The organism is Cellulomonas avistercoris, from assembly GCF_014836445.1.
In the GTDB taxonomy this organism is placed as follows: Bacteria; Actinomycetota; Actinomycetes; order Actinomycetales; family Cellulomonadaceae; genus Cellulomonas; species Cellulomonas avistercoris.
The window spans coordinates 65920-81857 of record NZ_JACSQV010000008.1 but is presented as its reverse complement, the minus strand read 5'-3'; the positions used below and the strand labels follow the sequence as shown (position 1 = coordinate 81857).

15 protein-coding genes and 2 tRNA genes are annotated in these 15938 nt (G+C 72.3%); 11 read left to right on the top strand and 6 right to left on the bottom strand.

What is annotated here, in order from left to right; all coding sequences use genetic code 11:
* Positions 1–50: 50 nt before the first annotated feature.
* From gyrA to H9657_RS10645, 5 genes are all read left to right on the top strand, one after another.
* Complete coding sequence (gene gyrA / locus H9657_RS10660; RefSeq protein ID WP_191783183.1) at positions 51–2633, top strand: DNA gyrase subunit A; 2583 nt, start codon at positions 51–53, stop codon at positions 2631–2633.
* Entirely contained in the window at positions 2633–3586 is a 954-nt protein-coding gene (locus tag H9657_RS10655) for a DUF3566 domain-containing protein (protein ID WP_191783181.1), read from the top strand. Before gyrA ends, H9657_RS10655 begins: the two co-directional genes overlap by 1 nt.
* 140 nt (positions 3587–3726) lie before the next feature.
* A tRNA-Ile gene (locus tag H9657_RS10650) sits at positions 3727–3800 on the top strand.
* Positions 3801–3861: 61 nt separating this feature from the next.
* Positions 3862–3981 (top strand): DLW-39 family protein, encoded by a 120-nt coding sequence (locus H9657_RS19115; RefSeq protein ID WP_225215100.1) that lies wholly within the window; start codon positions 3862–3864, stop codon positions 3979–3981.
* Positions 3982–3994: 13 nt separating this feature from the next.
* Positions 3995–4067: transfer RNA gene (locus H9657_RS10645), tRNA-Ala, on the top strand.
* 71 nt (positions 4068–4138) lie between these two features.
* Here the strand turns inward: H9657_RS10645 and H9657_RS10640 are convergent.
* Positions 4139–4609, bottom strand: a complete 471-nt coding sequence (locus tag H9657_RS10640; protein WP_225215099.1) for an ATP-binding protein — start codon at positions 4607–4609, stop codon at positions 4139–4141.
* A 196-nt stretch (positions 4610–4805) separates the two neighbouring features.
* Here H9657_RS10640 and H9657_RS10635 point away from each other — a divergent pair, with 196 nt between their 5' ends.
* Complete coding sequence (locus H9657_RS10635; RefSeq protein WP_191783179.1) at positions 4806–6032, top strand: RtcB family protein; 1227 nt, start codon at positions 4806–4808, stop codon at positions 6030–6032.
* Positions 6033–6620: 588 nt separating this feature from the next.
* Positions 6621–6827, top strand: coding sequence for a cold-shock protein (locus tag H9657_RS10630; protein ID WP_089802810.1), 207 nt, complete (start codon positions 6621–6623; stop codon positions 6825–6827).
* Positions 6828–6900: 73 nt separating this feature from the next.
* On the opposite strand, the gene H9657_RS10625 is transcribed toward H9657_RS10630, so the two are convergent.
* The 4 genes from H9657_RS10625 to H9657_RS10610 all read right to left on the bottom strand — a co-directional run bounded on the left by H9657_RS10625 (position 6901) and on the right by H9657_RS10610 (position 12035).
* Complete coding sequence (locus tag H9657_RS10625) at positions 6901–7467, bottom strand: hypothetical protein (RefSeq protein WP_191783177.1); 567 nt, start codon at positions 7465–7467, stop codon at positions 6901–6903.
* Positions 7468–7531: 64 nt separating this feature from the next.
* The gene (locus H9657_RS10620; RefSeq protein ID WP_191783175.1) at positions 7532–8227 is read right to left on the bottom strand and encodes a GNAT family N-acetyltransferase; all 696 of its coding nucleotides are present in this window, start codon (positions 8225–8227) and stop codon (positions 7532–7534) included.
* A 334-nt stretch (positions 8228–8561) separates the two neighbouring features.
* Positions 8562–10976 carry a glycoside hydrolase family 9 protein gene (locus tag H9657_RS10615; RefSeq protein ID WP_191783173.1) on the bottom strand — a complete coding sequence of 805 codons (2415 nt, stop codon included), beginning with the start codon at positions 10974–10976 and terminating at the stop codon, positions 8562–8564.
* 210 nt (positions 10977–11186) lie between these two features.
* On the bottom strand, positions 11187–12035 hold the full coding sequence (locus tag H9657_RS10610) for a hypothetical protein (protein ID WP_191783171.1): 849 nt from the start codon (positions 12033–12035) through the stop codon (positions 11187–11189).
* A gap of 179 nt (positions 12036–12214) precedes the next feature.
* On the opposite strand from H9657_RS10610, the gene H9657_RS10605 reads away from it, so the two are divergent.
* Together H9657_RS10605 and H9657_RS10600 are read left to right on the top strand one after the other, a co-directional pair.
* Positions 12215–12754: a peptidylprolyl isomerase gene (locus H9657_RS10605; RefSeq protein ID WP_191783169.1), complete on the top strand. Its 540-nt coding sequence runs from the start codon at positions 12215–12217 to the stop codon at positions 12752–12754.
* A 16-nt stretch (positions 12755–12770) separates the two neighbouring features.
* Positions 12771–13643 carry a rhomboid family intramembrane serine protease gene (locus tag H9657_RS10600; protein WP_191783167.1) on the top strand — a complete coding sequence of 291 codons (873 nt, stop codon included), beginning with the start codon at positions 12771–12773 and terminating at the stop codon, positions 13641–13643.
* Between the two features lie 201 nt (positions 13644–13844).
* Here H9657_RS10600 and H9657_RS10595 read toward each other — a convergent pair whose 3' ends face one another.
* Positions 13845–14150, bottom strand: a complete 306-nt coding sequence (locus H9657_RS10595; protein WP_404813153.1) for a cell division protein CrgA — start codon at positions 14148–14150, stop codon at positions 13845–13847.
* A 137-nt stretch (positions 14151–14287) separates the two neighbouring features.
* On the opposite strand from H9657_RS10595, the gene H9657_RS10590 reads away from it, so the two are divergent.
* Both H9657_RS10590 and H9657_RS10585 read left to right on the top strand, forming a co-directional pair.
* A complete protein-coding gene (locus H9657_RS10590; RefSeq protein ID WP_191783165.1) occupies positions 14288–15133 on the top strand; it encodes a DUF881 domain-containing protein in 846 nt (281 codons plus the stop codon).
* Positions 15130–15903, top strand: a complete 774-nt coding sequence (locus tag H9657_RS10585; RefSeq protein WP_191783163.1) for a class E sortase — start codon at positions 15130–15132, stop codon at positions 15901–15903. The genes H9657_RS10590 and H9657_RS10585 overlap by 4 nt, the downstream gene beginning before the upstream one ends.
* The last annotated feature ends 35 nt before the right edge of the window (positions 15904–15938 follow it).

Here is a 15938-nt window from a genome sequence, read left to right as displayed (position 1 = left end):
GACCCCGGCGACGCGACCGACCTGGCACCGACGACTGGAGTGACCCGCACGTGACCGAGACCCCGGGCGAGATCGAGCACGGCCGTATCGACCAGGTGGACCTGCAGCTCGAGATGCAGCGGTCCTACCTGGACTACGCGATGGCCGTCATCGTCGGCCGCGCGCTGCCGGACGTCCGCGACGGCCTCAAGCCGGTGCACCGGCGGGTGCTGTACGCGATGTACGACGGCGGCTACCGCCCCGACCGGCAGTTCTCCAAGTGCAGCCGCGTCGTCGGCGACGTCATGGGCAAGTACCACCCGCACGGCGACACGGCGATCTACGACGCCCTCGTCCGCCTCGTGCAGGACTGGTCGCTGCGCTACCCGCTGGTGTCCGGCCAGGGCAACTTCGGCTCCCCCGGCGACGACCCGGCCGCCGCGCCGCGGTACACCGAGTGCAAGATGGCGCCGCTGGCCATGGAGATGGTCCGCGACATCGACGAGGACGCCGTCGACTTCCAGGACAACTACGACGGGCACACGCAGGAGCCCGCGGTCCTGCCCTCCCGGTTCCCGAACCTGCTGGTCAACGGCTCGGCGGGCATCGCCGTCGGCATGGCCACCAACATCCCGCCGCACAACCTGCGGGAGGTCGCCGACGGTGTGCAGTGGCACCTGGCGCACCCGGACGCGTCGAAGGAGGAGCTCCTCGAGGAGCTCATGACGCGCATCAAGGGACCCGACTTCCCGACGGCGGCCACGATCCTGGGCCGGCGCGGCATCGAGGACGCGTACCGCACGGGCCGCGGCTCGATCACGATGCGCGCGGTCGTCGAGGTCGAGGAGATCCAGGGCCGCCAGTGCCTGGTCGTCACCGAGCTGCCGTACCAGGTGAACCCCGACACCCTGGCGAAGAAGATCGCGGACCTCGTCAAGGAGAACCGCGTCCAGGGCATCGCGGACATCCGTGACGAGACCTCGGGCCGCGCGGGCCAGCGCCTCGTGGTCGTCCTCAAGCGGGACGCCGTCGCCAAGGTCGTCCTGAACAACCTGTACAAGCACACGCAGCTGCAGGACACGTTCGGCGCGAACATGCTCGCGCTGGTCGACGGCGTCCCCCGCACGCTGAGCATCGACGCGTTCGTCCGGCACTGGACGTCGCACCAGATCGACGTCATCCAGCGCCGCACGCGCTTCCGCCTGCGCAAGGCGGAGGAGGACATCCACATCTACCGCGGGTACCTCAAGGCGCTCGACGCGCTCGACGAGGTCATCGCGCTCATCCGGCGCTCCCCCGACGCCGAGCAGGCCCGCAACGGCCTGATGGAGCTGCTCGACATCGACGAGCTGCAGGCCCAGGCGATCCTCAACCTGCAGCTGCGCCGGCTGGCGGCGCTGCAGCGCCAGGAGATCCTCGACAAGCACGACGAGCTCGAGGCCGTCATCACCGAGCTCAACGCGATCCTCGCCTCCCCCGAGCGGCAGCGGCAGATCGTCAGCGAGGAGCTCGCGACGATCGTCGAGAAGTTCGGCGACGAGCGGCGCACGCGCATCCTGCCCTTCGACGGCGAGGTCTCGATCGAGGACCTCATCGCCGAGGAGGACGTCGTCGTCACGATCACGCGCGGCGGCTACGCCAAGCGGACGCGCGTCGACGCCTACCGGGCGCAGCGCCGTGGCGGCAAGGGCGTGCGTGGCGCGCAGCTGCGCGAGGACGACCTGGTCGACCACTTCTTCGTCACGACGACGCACCGCTGGCTGCTGTTCTTCACGAACCTGGGCCGCGTGTACCGGGCCAAGGCGTACGAGCTGCCCGAGGCCGGGCGCGACGCCAAGGGCCAGCACGTCGCCAACCTGCTCGCGTTCCAGCCGGGCGAGAAGATCGCCCAGGTGCTCGACCTCAAGGACTACGAGCAGGCCGAGTACCTCGTGCTCGCCACCAAGCGCGGTCTGGTCAAGAAGACCCGTCTGACGGAGTACGACTCGAACCGCAGCGGCGGCGTCATCGCCATCAACCTGCGCGAGGACGAGGAGGGCCGTCCGGACGAGCTCGTCGCGGCCCGCCTGGTCGACTCGACGCAGGACGTCATCCTCGTCTCGCGGCGCGGCCAGTCCGTGCGGTTCACCGCGAACGACGACGCGCTGCGCCCGATGGGCCGGGCGACCAGCGGTGTCACGGGCATGAAGTTCCGCGACGCCGACGACCTGCTCGCGATGGACGTCGTGCGCGAGGACGCGTTCCTGTTCACCGTGACCGAGGGCGGCATCGCCAAGCGCACCGCGCTCACGGTCGAGAACTACCGCCAGCAGGGCCGCGGTGGCCTGGGCATCAAGGTCGCGAACCTGCCCGAGGCGAACGGCGACCTCGTGGGCGCGCTCGTGACCGACCCCGACGACGAGGTGCTCGTCATCATGGAGCGCGGCAAGATCGTGCGGTCCGCGACGTCCGAGGTGAACGCGACCGGTCGCACGACCCAGGGCGTCATCTTCGCGAAGCCCGACGCGAACGACCGGATCATCGCCGTCGCCCGAAACAGCGAGCGACACCTCGAAGAGGATGGCGGTACCGTGGGCGAGAACGTGCCCAACCCCGACGTACCGGACCCGGACGGGTCGGTGCCTGACAGCGGCGACCGACCCGCGGAGGACTGATGAGTGACACGCCCCCCTCGATCCCCCCGCGCAAGCGACCCACGCCGCCCGTGACGGGCGGCAACGGCCGCGCGAGCGACAAGGGAGGCTCGGTGCAGGCCGCCGAGCACGACGCCGGCGGCAGCTCGTGGGCGTCGATCGGGAGCAGCGACGGCGCCACCCCGCCGACGTACTCGGTCGACGTCCGCAGCAGCGCGACGACGTCCTCGTCGACGGGACGCACGTCGGTCCCGTCGGGTCCGCGGTCGGACGACCGGCCACGGACCCCGGCGGCAGAGCAGGCCCAGGCCCAGGCCCCGCTCCCCGCCCCGGCGGCGGGTGACGGGCACCCGGACGACGAGCCGTCGCCCCTGGTCACGGCAGTCGACGCCACGACCGTCTGGCTGAAGAAGGCGGCGGGGGTCACGGGTTCCGGGCTCTCCAGGGCGTACTCTCAGCTGACCCGACCCCGCACCGAGGACGCCCCCATGACCACGACGCCGACGACCGCCGGTGCCGCTACCGCAGAGCGCGTTGCGCCGCGGTCCTCGGCCCCCGTCACCGGAGCGACCCCGCGCCCTGCGACGGGCCGCATCCCCACCGTGGGCGGCGGTCCGCGCCGCGTCCGCCTCGCGGTCTCCCGCGTCGACCCCTGGTCGGTGATGAAGCTCGCGTTCCTGCTCTCGGTGGCGATCGGGGTCATGATCGTCGTCGCGGCGATCGTGGTGTGGTTCACGCTCGACAGCCTGCAGGTGTTCTCGCAGCTGGACGGGCTCGTCCGCCAGGTCGTCGGCCCCGAGAGCCCGGTCGACATCCTCGCGTACGTCTCGTTCGAGAAGACCGTGTCGGCCGCCACGCTGGTGGGCGTCATCGACGTCTTCCTGCTGACGGCTCTCGCGACGATCGGCGCGTTCCTCTACAACATCGTGGCGGCGCTCGTCGGTGGCGTGACCGTGACGATGACCGACGAGTGACCCCTTCCGGGTCTCGTCCGGGACTCCCCCGCGGGCCGGTGACCGCCGGTTTGGGCGCGACGCCCCGGCTGGGGTAGTCTCGACCGTCGCGCCCACCGGTGCTGATCCCCCGCCAGGGATCGATCCGGTGGACGCGTTAAGGGCCTATAGCTCAGACGGTTAGAGCGCTTCCCTGATAAGGAAGAGGTCACAGGTTCAAGTCCTGTTAGGCCCACGCTGCTGGTACGCAGCCTCGTACCGCGGAATGCCGGCACCCACCCGAACCGGGGGATCCGATGAAGAAGCTCCTGCTGCTGGCCGCGCTCGCGGCCGTCGGTTACGTCGCCTGGCAGAAGTACGCGGAGGACCGTGACGAGCGGGACCTCTGGGCCGAGGTCACCGACACCTTCGAGTGACGCGGGCCCACCCGGGGCCATGGCGCAATTGGTAGCGCACCTGCTTTGCAAGCAGGGGGTTAGGGGTTCGAGTCCCCTTGGCTCCACGTCGCCGGACGGCGCAGGACCTCGTGTCCTGCGCCGTTCCGCGTCCTGGCGTGAGGTCGGCCGCGGCGGTTCACCAGACGGCGAACGTCGCCCAGATGTTCTTGGTCCGCTCGGTCGAGTACCAGCCGACGTCGAGCGACAGCTGGCGCGCCAGGTGCAGGCCGAGCCCGCCCGCGCCCGTGATGCGGGCGCCCGCATAGACGGGCTCCGACTCGGGGTCGTGGTCCGCGACGTCGATCAGCCACTGGTCCTGCGAGCGGGACAGCGTGACGATCGTCGGCGGCAGGCCGTGCGTGAGCGCGTTGGCGGCGAGCTCCGTGGCGATGAGGACGAGCTTGTCCGGGGTCGCCTCGAGGTCCTGGCGGGCCACGGTGCTCCCGGCGCCGATCTCGCCCGCCAGCTCGTGACGCAGCGTGCGCAGCTGGGCGGTCGAGGCCAGCGCCCACTCGCGGACGGGCGTGAACCCCTCGGGCGGCCGGCTCACGGGCAGGCCCGCGTCCGCGTCCGAGAGCACCAGCCGGTCGCTCCTGCCATCCGTCACGTCGCCTCCCCGGTCGTCACGCACCGAGCCTCACAGCCCGTGCCTCATCCTGCATCCTGAGTCGTGGCGGGACGTGGAAGAAAAGAGCGTGCCGTCCCCGGCACGCAGCGGGCACCCTCCTGACGGCCCGGCGGACAACCGCGCCGCGCCTCCCGCACCCGGTGACCCCGGGTCGACCGTCCCGAGGAGGGATGTCATGACCAGCACGTTCCCCGTCGAGCTGCGCGGCGCGACCGCGCCCACGCTGATGTGGGCGCACGAGCACGACGTCGAGCCGGCCGCGCTGCAGCAGCTGCGCAACATCGCGTCCCTCCCGTGGGTGCACGGGGTCCGGGTCATGCCGGACGTGCACCTCGGCAAGGGCGCGACGGTGGGCTCGGTCATCGCGATGCGCGACGCGGTCTCCCCCAACGCGGTGGGCGTCGACATCGGCTGCGGGATGATCGGCGTCCGGACGTCCCTGACCGCGTCGGACCTGCCCGACGACCTGCACGCGCTGCGGACGGCCGTCGAGGCGCGGATCCCGGTCGGGTTCCGGTCGCACGACGAGGCCGTGGACCTGCGGCGCCTGCGGCCGATCGGCGCTCGGGCCCGCACGGCCGAGGCGCTGGCGGGCGCGGAGGCCTTCTGGGCGCGCTTCGACGGCCTGAGCCCGCGGGTCCGGGACCTGGAGACGCGGGCACGCCGGCAGCTGGGCTCGCTGGGTGGCGGCAACCACTTCCTCGAGGTCTGCCTCGACCAGGACGACGTCGTGTGGCTGCAGCTGCACTCCGGGTCGCGGAACATCGGCAAGTCGCTCGCCGAGGTGCACGTCGCCGTCGCCAAGGACCTGCCGCACAACCAGGGCCTCGTCGACCGGGACCTTGCCGTCCTGCTGGCCGGGACCCCGCAGATGGACGCCTACCTGCACGACCTGTGGTGGGCCCAGGAGTACGCGGCGCGCTCCCGGGCGGTGATGATGACGCTGTTCGTCGACGCCGTGCGGGCGACGTTCGCGGGACGTGAGGTGACGTTCGAGGAGGTCGCGAACGTGCACCACAACTACGTCACGACCGAGCACATCGACGGTGCGGACCTCGTCGTCACCCGCAAGGGCGCGATCCGGGCCGGTGCCGGCGACCTCGGGCTCATCCCGGGGTCGATGGGCACGGGCTCGTACATCGTGCGGGGTCTGGGCAATCCGGTGTCGTACTGGTCGGCGTCCCACGGCGCGGGGCGGCGCATGTCGCGCAACGCGGCCAAGCGGACGTACACGCTCGACGACCTGGCGGAGCAGACCGCGGGCGTGGAGTGCCGCAAGGACGCCGGGGTGCTCGACGAGATCCCGGGCGCCTACAAGGACCTGGACGCGGTGATCGCCGCCCAGGAGGACCTCGTGGAGGTGGTCGCCCGGCTGCGCACGATCGTGTGCGTGAAGGGCTGACAGCGCGCTGACCTGCGCAGACGCCGTCCCCGGCGGGCCTGTGAGCCCAGGCTCGCCGGGGTCCGGCCCCCGATCACCGCGGCATCGTGTACAGTCGTCACTGCGTCATGCCGCGCGAACACCTCCGCGGCGCACTTCGGGCCTCAGCATCGAAGCGAGGACCATGCGCACCCGGCAGCTCGCTGCCGGTCAGGATCAGGATCTCCGCCCAACCGGGTGCGGAGCGGAAGAGCAGAGAACATCACACACACCATCTTCGAGCGTCCCTCAGCCGTAGCAACGGCGAGCGTGACCTCCGGACCGGCCGCCGTATGGCGCCCTGCCGATGACGACCTGTGGGTCGGCACCGTCGGTGGCGAGTACGCCGGCCTGATCGTCCGACACCCCGACGGCTTCCATGCCCACGACCGCTGGACGCGGCACGTGGGTGTGGCCCCGACGTTCGACCGTGCGACGTGCCTCCTGGCACCGGCCCGCACGAGCTCATCCCGAGCGCGTCGTACGTCGACCCTCCATCGTCTGCGCCCCTCGGGGCGCGGCAACCGGCGCCGCACCAGCGTGCCGGCAGGCTCTACGAAAGAAGACACCATGGCCACCGGCACCGTTAAGTGGTTCAACGCTGAGAAGGGCTTCGGCTTCATCGCCCCCTCGGACGGCTCCGCTGACGTCTTCGCGCACTTCAGCGCGATCGTCTCCACGGGCGGCTTCCGCACGCTCGAGGAGAACCAGCAGGTCGAGTTCGAGGTCACGCAGGGCCCCAAGGGCCTGCAGGCGTCGGACATCCGTCCGCTCTGACCACGAGCACCCCGAAGGCCGCGCAGCGACTCGCTGTGCGGCCTTCGTCGTCCCTGCCCGAGCTGGGGTCGCGTCATCGGCGAACGCCGCGCCGGGCCCTTTCGACGACATCCGCGAGGACGTCGTCGGTGTAGACCGGCACGGGCTCGTCGGTGACGGCGCCCTCCTCGAGGGTCGCCCAGTGCCAGTGGGGGCGCACGTCCGCGGTCGCCGCGTCCTCGTGCAGCCGCAGGTCGAGCACGACCGCGTAGCGGTACCCGAACCGGCGCTGCACGGCCTGGGCGACCGCGAGGTCCGCCGCCCCGGGCGCGGCGCCGGCGGCGTCGGCCGTCAGCTCGACCAGCAGCAGGTTGTGCTCGGGGCCGAGCCTGCCGCGCTGGTGCACGATCAGGTGGGGCGGTCGCACCGTGGGCCCGTCGAGGCGCACGGAGGCCTCCAGCACCATGCCGGAGCGGTCGTAGTCGGCGTCGACGTCCCACGACTTCTCGATGGTGCCCTGCAGGGCCCACCCGAGGTGGAACGCGATCGTCCGTTCCGACGGCCGGCTCGTGCCGGCGGAGGGAGCGACGAGCGTCCACTCGTCGACGAGCGTCGTGGTGAGTGCGATACGCACGCGGGACTGCAGGTCGGCGAGCAGCATGACGGGACGCTACTCCCGGACGTGCCCCAGCGGGCAGGACGTCCGGGAAGAGTGCGTCACACCGTCACCGCATGCCGAGCTGCTCCCGCAGCGGCGCGAGGCCCTCGATGGTCACGTCGAGACGCAGCTCGTCGCGGCGGGCGTCCCAGTCGGCGCGGTCGAGGACGAACAGCTGGCTGTCGACCGGGCCGTCCTCGCGCGCCTGGTGCAGCACGCCGTTGGGGCGGTAGCCGATCTTGCGGCTGACCCCCGACGATCCCGGGTTGTCGACGAACGCCGAGCTCGTCGCATGGAGCGCGTCGAGCCCCTCGAACAGCAGGTGCAGCACGAGCAGCCGCATGCGCGTGCCGACGCCGCCGTGCTGGTGACGCAGGCCCAGCCACGAGCCCGTCTCCGCGGTCCGCGTGACGAGGAAGTCCTTGGCGTACAGGCCCTGCATGCCCAGCGGCTGCCCGTCACGGACCACCGCGAGCTCGATCGCCCAGTCCGCCGGGGTCGTGCGCTGGCGCAGGCCCCACTGGTACGTCATGACGCTGCGCGCGACCTGCACGGGCGTGCCGCGCGTCCACGGGACGAGGAACGGCATGTAGTCCGGGGCGTGGACGCCCTGCGCGGCGAGCCGGGCCACGTCGAGGAGCATGCGGTCGTCGGGTGCGCGGAGCTCGAGGTCGCCGCACGTGACCCGCAGGCCCGTCAGGGGCCAGATGTCGGCGTCGGAGAGGTCGGCGTCGGGCGGCGGGGGGAGGAGGCTGTCGCTCACTCCCCGCAGCGTTCCGGTCACGCCGTCACGCGTCAACACGTGACGGCGCCCCGACGCGGGTGGGCACGCGACGAGGGCGTCGCGCGCAACACGCGACGCCCTCGTGCGGCGTCCGACCGCCCCCGCGTCGGACGCCCGGCCCCGGGGGGGCCCGCGCCGCGGGCGGCGCGCCCAACCCGCGCCGCCCGCGGGCGGCGGCCGCCCGCCCCCGCGGCGGACGCCCGGCCCCGGACGGGCGCAGCGGGGCGCCCGTCCGGGTGGTGGATCGGTCCCGATCCGGCGACGTCGGGGGTCGAGCCGGACCGGGACCCGTCTGTGGTTACCCTGCCGCGGGTTACCCTGCCGCGCAGGTCGTGCCGTTCACCGCGAACGACGTCGGGGCCGGGTTCTGGCCGGTGTGCGAGCCGTTGAACCCGAGGTCGACCGACGCGCCGGGTACCAGCGTGGTGTTCCACGCCGCCCCGGTGGCCGTGACCTTGGTGCCGGTCTGCGCCCACGTCGCGCTCCAGCCCTGCTGGAGCTGCTGCCCGGCCGTGAGGTCGAACGTGAGCGACCAGGTCAGGGGCGTCGAGCCGGTGTTCTTCAGCCGCACGGAGGCGGTGAAGCCCGTGCTCCAGCTGTTCGCCGAGTACGTGACGGCGCAGGTGGCGGGTCCGGAGGTCGGGGTGGGCGTGGGCGTCGGGGTGGGCGTGGGCGTGGGGGTGGGGGTAGGCGTCGGGGTGGCCGTCGGCGTCGGGGTGACCGTCGGCGTCGGGGTGGCCGTGGGCGTCGGGGTGACCGTGGGCGTCGGCGTCGGGTCCACCGTGCCGGGGACCGTGCCCCACAGCAGCGTGCTGCCCTCGTGGAGGGTGATGCCCTTGGTCTTCACGGGGTCGCCCGTGGCGGGCAGCCCGGTGAACGACGGGTCGTTGGTGGCGTCCCACTGCAGCGTGCCCTGCACGCGGAACTGGATCTCGCGGCGGTGCTGCGACTGGCCGCCGGGGTGGATGTTCTGCCCCGCGCAGCCGATCTCCGCGTAGTACAGCGAGCCGGACGCGTGCTTGATCGCGGCGGGCTGGCTGCCGCACTCGGTGTAGTTCGTCGAGACGGACAGGCTCGAGGCGGGGACGCCCTCGTCGAGCGTGAACCAGTACCGGATCGAGGCGTTGGTCAGCGACCGGGCCGGGAAGGCCGAGCGGTTGCGGATGATGGCCTTGACCTCGGTGAACGCGCCGGACTGCGGCTGGTTGAGCTTCGCCTCGACGAAGAACTGGTCCTGGTCGGGCCGCTCCGCCGTGGGGAAGCCGGCCAGCGGCGTGCCGCCGTACTCGCCCGCCAGGTAGGCCAGCGCACTGGTGAAGCCGGCGTTGTAGTCGGTGGCGACCTCGTTGGCGACGTAGTCGCCGCGGTCGTCGGTGTAGGCGTCGTTGGCCGAGCCCGGGCCACCGACGAGAGCGCCGTACAGCACGTGCCGCGTCTCGACCGGGTCCTTGAGGGAGTCGAGCCACGAGCCGTGCGCCGTGCGGTGGTGCGGGTTCTTCGGCGGGTTGGCACCGAAGCCGACGACGTAGGAGGCCTTGCGCGGGTTGTCGCCCAGCGCGTAGTTGATCTGCCGGACGCCGAAGTCGTGGTACCGCGCCTTGCGGGTCGTGTCCGTCAGCCAGTCGGAGTAGACCAGCGCGACGAAGGAGGTGTTGGCCGCGTACCGCAGCGCGCCCCACGAGTCGAGCACGGCCATGCCGCCGGGGGAGTAGGTGACCTTGGCGCCGTTGACGCCGACGGTCCAGTAGTCGAGCCAGCGGTTGGCGTCGTCGACGTACTTCTGCTTGCCCGTCTCCATCGCCAGCAGCGCGTACGTGGCGTACGACTTGTCGTCCCACGCGACCGTCCACTTGTAGGACTTGGTCGTCGTCTGGTTCTCGTTGCTGAGCTTGTCGTACTCCGACTCGGCCTTCGTCAGGTACGTCGCGTCGCCCGTGGCCTTGTAGAGCCAGTAGGCGCCCCACACGAGCTCGTCCTGGTAGCCCGACCACGACTTGTAGAACGACTGGGCGTCGGTGACGCAGTCGGAGTACTTGCCGCGGTAGGTGTCGGCGAACGAGTACAGCTGCTTGGCGTGCGTCAGCAGGGTCGCGGAGTAGGCCGCGTCGGACGACTTGAAGACGATCGACGCGGACGCCATCGCGGCGGCCGTCTCGGCCGCGGCGTCCGAGCCGGGGCACGAGGCGCTGATCTTGTACGACGGTCGGGCCATGGTCATGACCTCGGCGGGCCCCCACCACTTGTGGTCGTCGTCGCCCTTGCCGATCTGCACGTACAGCTCGTTGGGTGCGGTGTGGGCCTTGACGAAGTAGTCGTTGACGGCGCGCAGGTTGTCGCGCAGCTCGTCGGCCTGGCCGGCCTGGGTGTAGCCCGCGGGGCTCTCGATCGCGCCCCACGCGAGCATCGTGGCCGTGAAGGCCATCGGCAGGCCGAACTTCACGTGGTCGCCCGCGTCGTACCAGCCGCCCGTGAGGTCCTTGCCGACGTCCTTGCCGTCGTCCATGCCCGAGTCGCCGCGCCACGACACCGGGTAGTCGGCCGGGAGGTCGCCCGAGCGCTGCGCCTGGTAGAAGAACATCGACTTCTGGAGCGCCTCGGCGTAGTTGTACGCCGGCGCGGCCTGTGCCGCCTGCGCGGGGAGGGTGACGGCTCCGGCGACGACCGCGACGACGGCTGCGCCGGCCCACACCGCGCGGCTGCGCGCACGGCGGGCGGAGGTGCGAGGCATGGCACGACCCTTCAGACGGCGGACGAGCGCTGGTGGAGCGCTCCCACGGGCGCCGGACGCAGGGCGACGTCGACGTCGAACCTGGGTGGGGGCCCGCCGCTGATCGTGCTGACGCGGGACGCGGGCTGTCTACGTACGAAACATTTAGGCACGACGCAGCCCGGCCCTGGACCGTCGCTGGACGGGCCGGGGCCGGGCGATGCGTGCGGATCAGGCGGGGGAGTCGGTACCGCTCTGGGGCGTCGCCCCGTCGTCGAGCTTCTTGGGGGTCGAGCGGCGCGTGGCCTTGCGGGCCGTCTCCTGCGCCGCCTGGCCGGCCTCCTTGGCCTTGTCACCGAGGTCCTCGGTCGCCTGCGCGACGGCCTCGGCGGCCTCCCGGCCCTTCGCGACGGCCGTGCCCGCTGCCTCACCGACGGCGTCCGCGGCGTCACCGACCGCGGTCTGCGCGCGCGCCTTGAGCGACTCGCCGCCGATCGGGTCGGCGGGCTCCCACGGCTCGGCCCACGGGTCCGTCGTCGAGCGCGAGCGCATCCAGGCGAACGCCGCGGCGCCCGCACCGGCGAGGCCGGCGACGATCCAGAACACCTTGGCGCCCGAGCCCTTGCGGTCAGCCTTGGCGGCCTCCTTGGCGGCCTTCTTGGCGGCCTTCGCGAGCTTCTTGGAGTGCTTGCCGGCATGGCCGGCGGCGACCGTCGCGGCGACCTCCGCCTGCGCACCGGCCTTCGACGCCGCCTCGTTCACGGCCGCGACGAGCCGGGGGATCAGCTCGTCGACCAGCTTGTCGTGCGCGGTGTCGATCGCAGGGGTCGCCATGCGCGCCGCCTTCTCGACCTGGGGAGCCGCGTTCTTGACGCTCTCCTTGTACAGGTGGTCCACGTGGGGCAGCAGCCAGGCCACGAACGCCTCGACCCGTGGCGTCGTCCACTCCTTGGCGTGCCCCGCGGCGTCACCGGCCCGGCCGGCGGCATCCTTCGCGCCGTCGGCGAGCGAGGCGCCGAGGACGGCCGCCTGTGTCTTGAGGCGTTCGGTGTCCACGTCGATCTTCGGACGATGGGTCATGTGCCACTCCCGCGCTGTCTCGGCTTGGTCTCGGCTGGTCTCGACTGGTCGTGCGACGTCCTGACCTCACACTCTGCCACTGTCCGTGCCGTCGCGCCCGGTGCACGCCGGTGGTTCGCCCGGGGCGAATCCCACGTGTGCCGGGGCGCGCCGTCGGTACCGGGTGCCAGACTGGACCCATGTTCGCGACCATCCACACGTCAGCCGGTGACATCCGGGTCGAGCTCTTCGAGAACCACGCGCCGCGCACCGTCGAGAACTTCGTCGGCCTCGCGCAGGGCACCAAGGAGTGGACCGACCCGTCCACCGGCGCACCCCGTACCGACCCGCTGTACTCGGGCGTCGTGTTCCACCGCGTCATCCCCGACTTCATGATCCAGGGCGGCGACCCGCTCGGGAACGGCCGCGGCGGCCCGGGCTACCAGTTCGACGACGAGATCCACCCCGAGCTCACGTTCTCCGAGCCCTACCTGCTCGCGATGGCGAACGCGGGCAAGCAGCTCAACCCCGTGACGGGCAAGGTCGGCGGCACCAACGGCTCGCAGTTCTTCATCTCCGTCGCCGCCACGACGTGGCTCAACGGCAAGCACACGATCTTCGGCAAGGTCGCGGACGAGGAGAGCCGCAAGGTCGTCGACGCGATCGCCTCGACGCCGACGCGCCCCGGCGACCGCCCGGTGCAGGACGTCACGATCACGTCCATCACGGTGGAGGGCTGACATCAGCGTCCCTGACGTGCCGGGCGGCCCCTTCGCGGGGTCGCCCGGCCTCCCGGGCGGGGAGCAGGCGCCCGTGTGCCCGCGCCACCCCGACCGGGTGTCCTACGTCCGGTGCCAGCGGTGCGGCCGCCCGGCGTGCCCCGAGTGCCAGCGGCCCGCGGCGGTGGGCGTGCACTGCGTCGACTGCGTCGCCGAGGCGGCGCGCACGTCGCCCCAGGCGCGCACGATCCTGGGCGGGCGGGCCCGCGCCGGGCGCCCGGTCGTCACGCTGACGATCATCGGGCTGTGCGCGGTGTCCTACCTGCTGCAGCTCGTCGTGCCGGGGTGGACCTCGCGCTGGGCGTTCAGCCCGGTCGCCGGCGCCTTCGAGCCGTGGCGCTTCCTCACCGCCGCGTTCCTGCACTCGCCCGGCCAGGTCTTCCACATCCTGTTCAACATGTTCGCGCTGTGGATGGTCGGCCCGTACCTCGAGTCGACGCTCGGCCGCGCGCGGTTCGCCACGCTGTACCTGGTCAGCGCCCTGGGCGGCTCGGTGGGGGCGGTGCTGCTCGCACCCGCGACCGACTCGTGGACCACCGCCATGGTGGGCGCCTCGGGTGCCGTCTTCGGCATGTTCGGGGCCGTCCTGGTCGTGCTGCGGCGCACGGGACGCGACGCGGGCTCCATCATCGGGATCCTCGTCCTCAACGGCGTCCTCGGCTTCGTCCTGCCGGGCATCGCGTGGCAGGCGCACCTCGGCGGGCTGGTCGTCGGGGCGCTCCTCGGCGCCGCCTACGCCTACGCACCGCGCGACCGCCGCGCCCTGGTGGGCTGGGCCGCGCCCGCCGCGCTCCTGGTCGTCCTGCTCGGCGCGACGTGGGCGATGTACACGGCCTACGGCCTCGTGTGACCTCGCCGGCGGGGGCCGGCGGGCCCCTCCCCAGAGTTACTCACACCTGTGGAATTACAACGGTGTAGTTTTCCACAGGTATGTGCACCGCCTGTGGACGACCAACGGGGCCCGTTGTGGACGAGGCTGTGGGTGGCGAACCAGCTGGACCTCGACCCGGGCCCCGCGCGGTGCGTCGTGCGGGGGTGGTGCGGGGAGTGCTCAGCGCCAGCGCGTGAGCATGCCGAAGCCGACGATGATGATCGTGAAGCCGACCGCGAGGTTCCACTGACCGATGCCGGGGACCGGGTAGGCCGCTCCGGGGGACAGGTACGTGACGACGAGCCAGAGGAGCCCGAGGATCATCAGCCCGAGGGACACGGGCAGGAACCAGCGCGGGAGAGGCTTCGGTGCGGAAGCCTTGGACGGCGGCGGGGTGTACGTCGCCTTCTTGCGCGACTTGGACTCGGGCACGGGCGTGGCTCCTGTCTGCGACGGTGCGGTGAGCAGGGGCGGCTTCGTCGTCACCGGGACCGTCGGTACGGTGGGCCGTCCGGGTGCCCCTGGTGTCGTCGACCTGCGGACCGGTGTCGGCGTGCGCCGAACGTGACCTAGCGTAGTGCTGTCGTCCCGCCGCCCGTGCGGACGTCGCGGAGGGAGGCCCCATGGCATCGCCTGCCGCCGTGCGCGCGCCCCGCACCCGCCGCCAGAGCCTCGGCCGCGGTGCGGCCTCGGTGGGCCTGGTGCTCGGGCTCTCCGGCCTGATGTTCACGGTCAACGCACGCAGCACCGCCGACGACGCCGAGCGCCACCCGCAGGACCTGCGCGAGCTCACGCAGAAGCAGGCGCTCACGGTCGAGCGCCTGTCGGGCGAGGTCGACGAGCTGCGCTCGCAGGTGGAGAGCCTCACCGCGGAGCAGAACACGCTCGCGGGCCGCCCGTCGGTGACCGCGCCCGCCGGCGACCTCGTCGAGGGCGGTTCGGTGCCCGTCGCCGGGCGCGGCCTGACGGTCACGCTCGACGACGCTCCCGTCGACGTCCGGCGCGAGGACATGAACCCGGACCTGCTCGTCGTCCACCAGCAGGACATCCAGTCGGTCATGAACGCCCTGTGGGCCGGTGGTGCGGAGGCGATGGGCCTCATGGACCAGCGGGTCGTCTCGACCACGGGCGTCCAGTGCCAGGGCAACGTGCTGCGGCTGCACGGTCGCATGTACTCCCCGCCGTTCGTCATCACGGTCATCGGCGACCCCGAGCGCCTGCGGGCCGCGCTCGAGACTGACACCGCCGTGCGCAGCTACGTGCGTGACGCGGGTGAGCTGGGGCTCGGCTGGAGCGTCGAGGACCGCGCGAGCGTCGAGCTGCCCGCGTACTCCGGCGCGACCGAGCTGAGCTGGGCCCGCGTGCCCGACGACGTCGAGGTCCTGCCCGGCCTGCCGGCCCGCGCGGCCGACGAGCCCGTCCCGGCAGCCGCGGGTGGCGCCGCCCCGGTCGCGGAGCGCGACCTGTGAGCACGTCCCGCGTCGCCACGCGCCCGCCCGCCCACGCCCGCACCGCGGGCAGGTCGCGCGCCTCGTGGGTCGCGTACGGCGTGATCGGCGTGATCGGCGAGCTGCTCATCACCGTCGGGGTCCTGCTGCTCGGCTTCCTCGTGTGGCAGCTGTGGTGGACGGACGTCGAGGGCAACGCCGTGCAGGCCGAGATCGTGCGGGAGATGGACTTCGCGCCGCCGCCGGCCGCGCCGGCGGGCGAGGGTCCGAAGGTCGCGGAGCCACGTCGGGACGAACCGCCGGTGATGGACGAGCCCGAGCACGCCGTCTCGTTCGCCCACCTGCTCGTGCCCCGGTGGGCCGGTGAGCAGGAACGACCCATCTCGCAGGGCACCGACCGCCCGACCGTGCTCGACGTGCTCGGCATCGGCCACTACGAGGGCACCGCGATGCCGGGCGGCATCGGCAACTTCGCGCTCGCCGGGCACCGCGTCACGTACGGCAAGCCGTTCAACCGCATCGAGGAGCTGCAGGTCGGCGACCCGCTCGTGGTGCGCACCGCGGACACCTGGTACGTCTACAAGGTCACCGGGACCGAGGTCGTCATGCCCGCCGACGTGCGCGTCATCGCCCCCGCGCCCAACCAGCCGGGCGTCGAGCCGACCGAGCGCGTCATCACGCTGACGACCTGCCACCCCATGTTCTCCGCACGCGAGCGGTACATCGTCCACGGCGTGCTCGACTACTGGGCGCCGGTGACCGACGGCACGCCCGCCGAGCTGCTCGGGTGACCCGGTGAGCCGCGGGGCGGTGACCGGGTGATGAC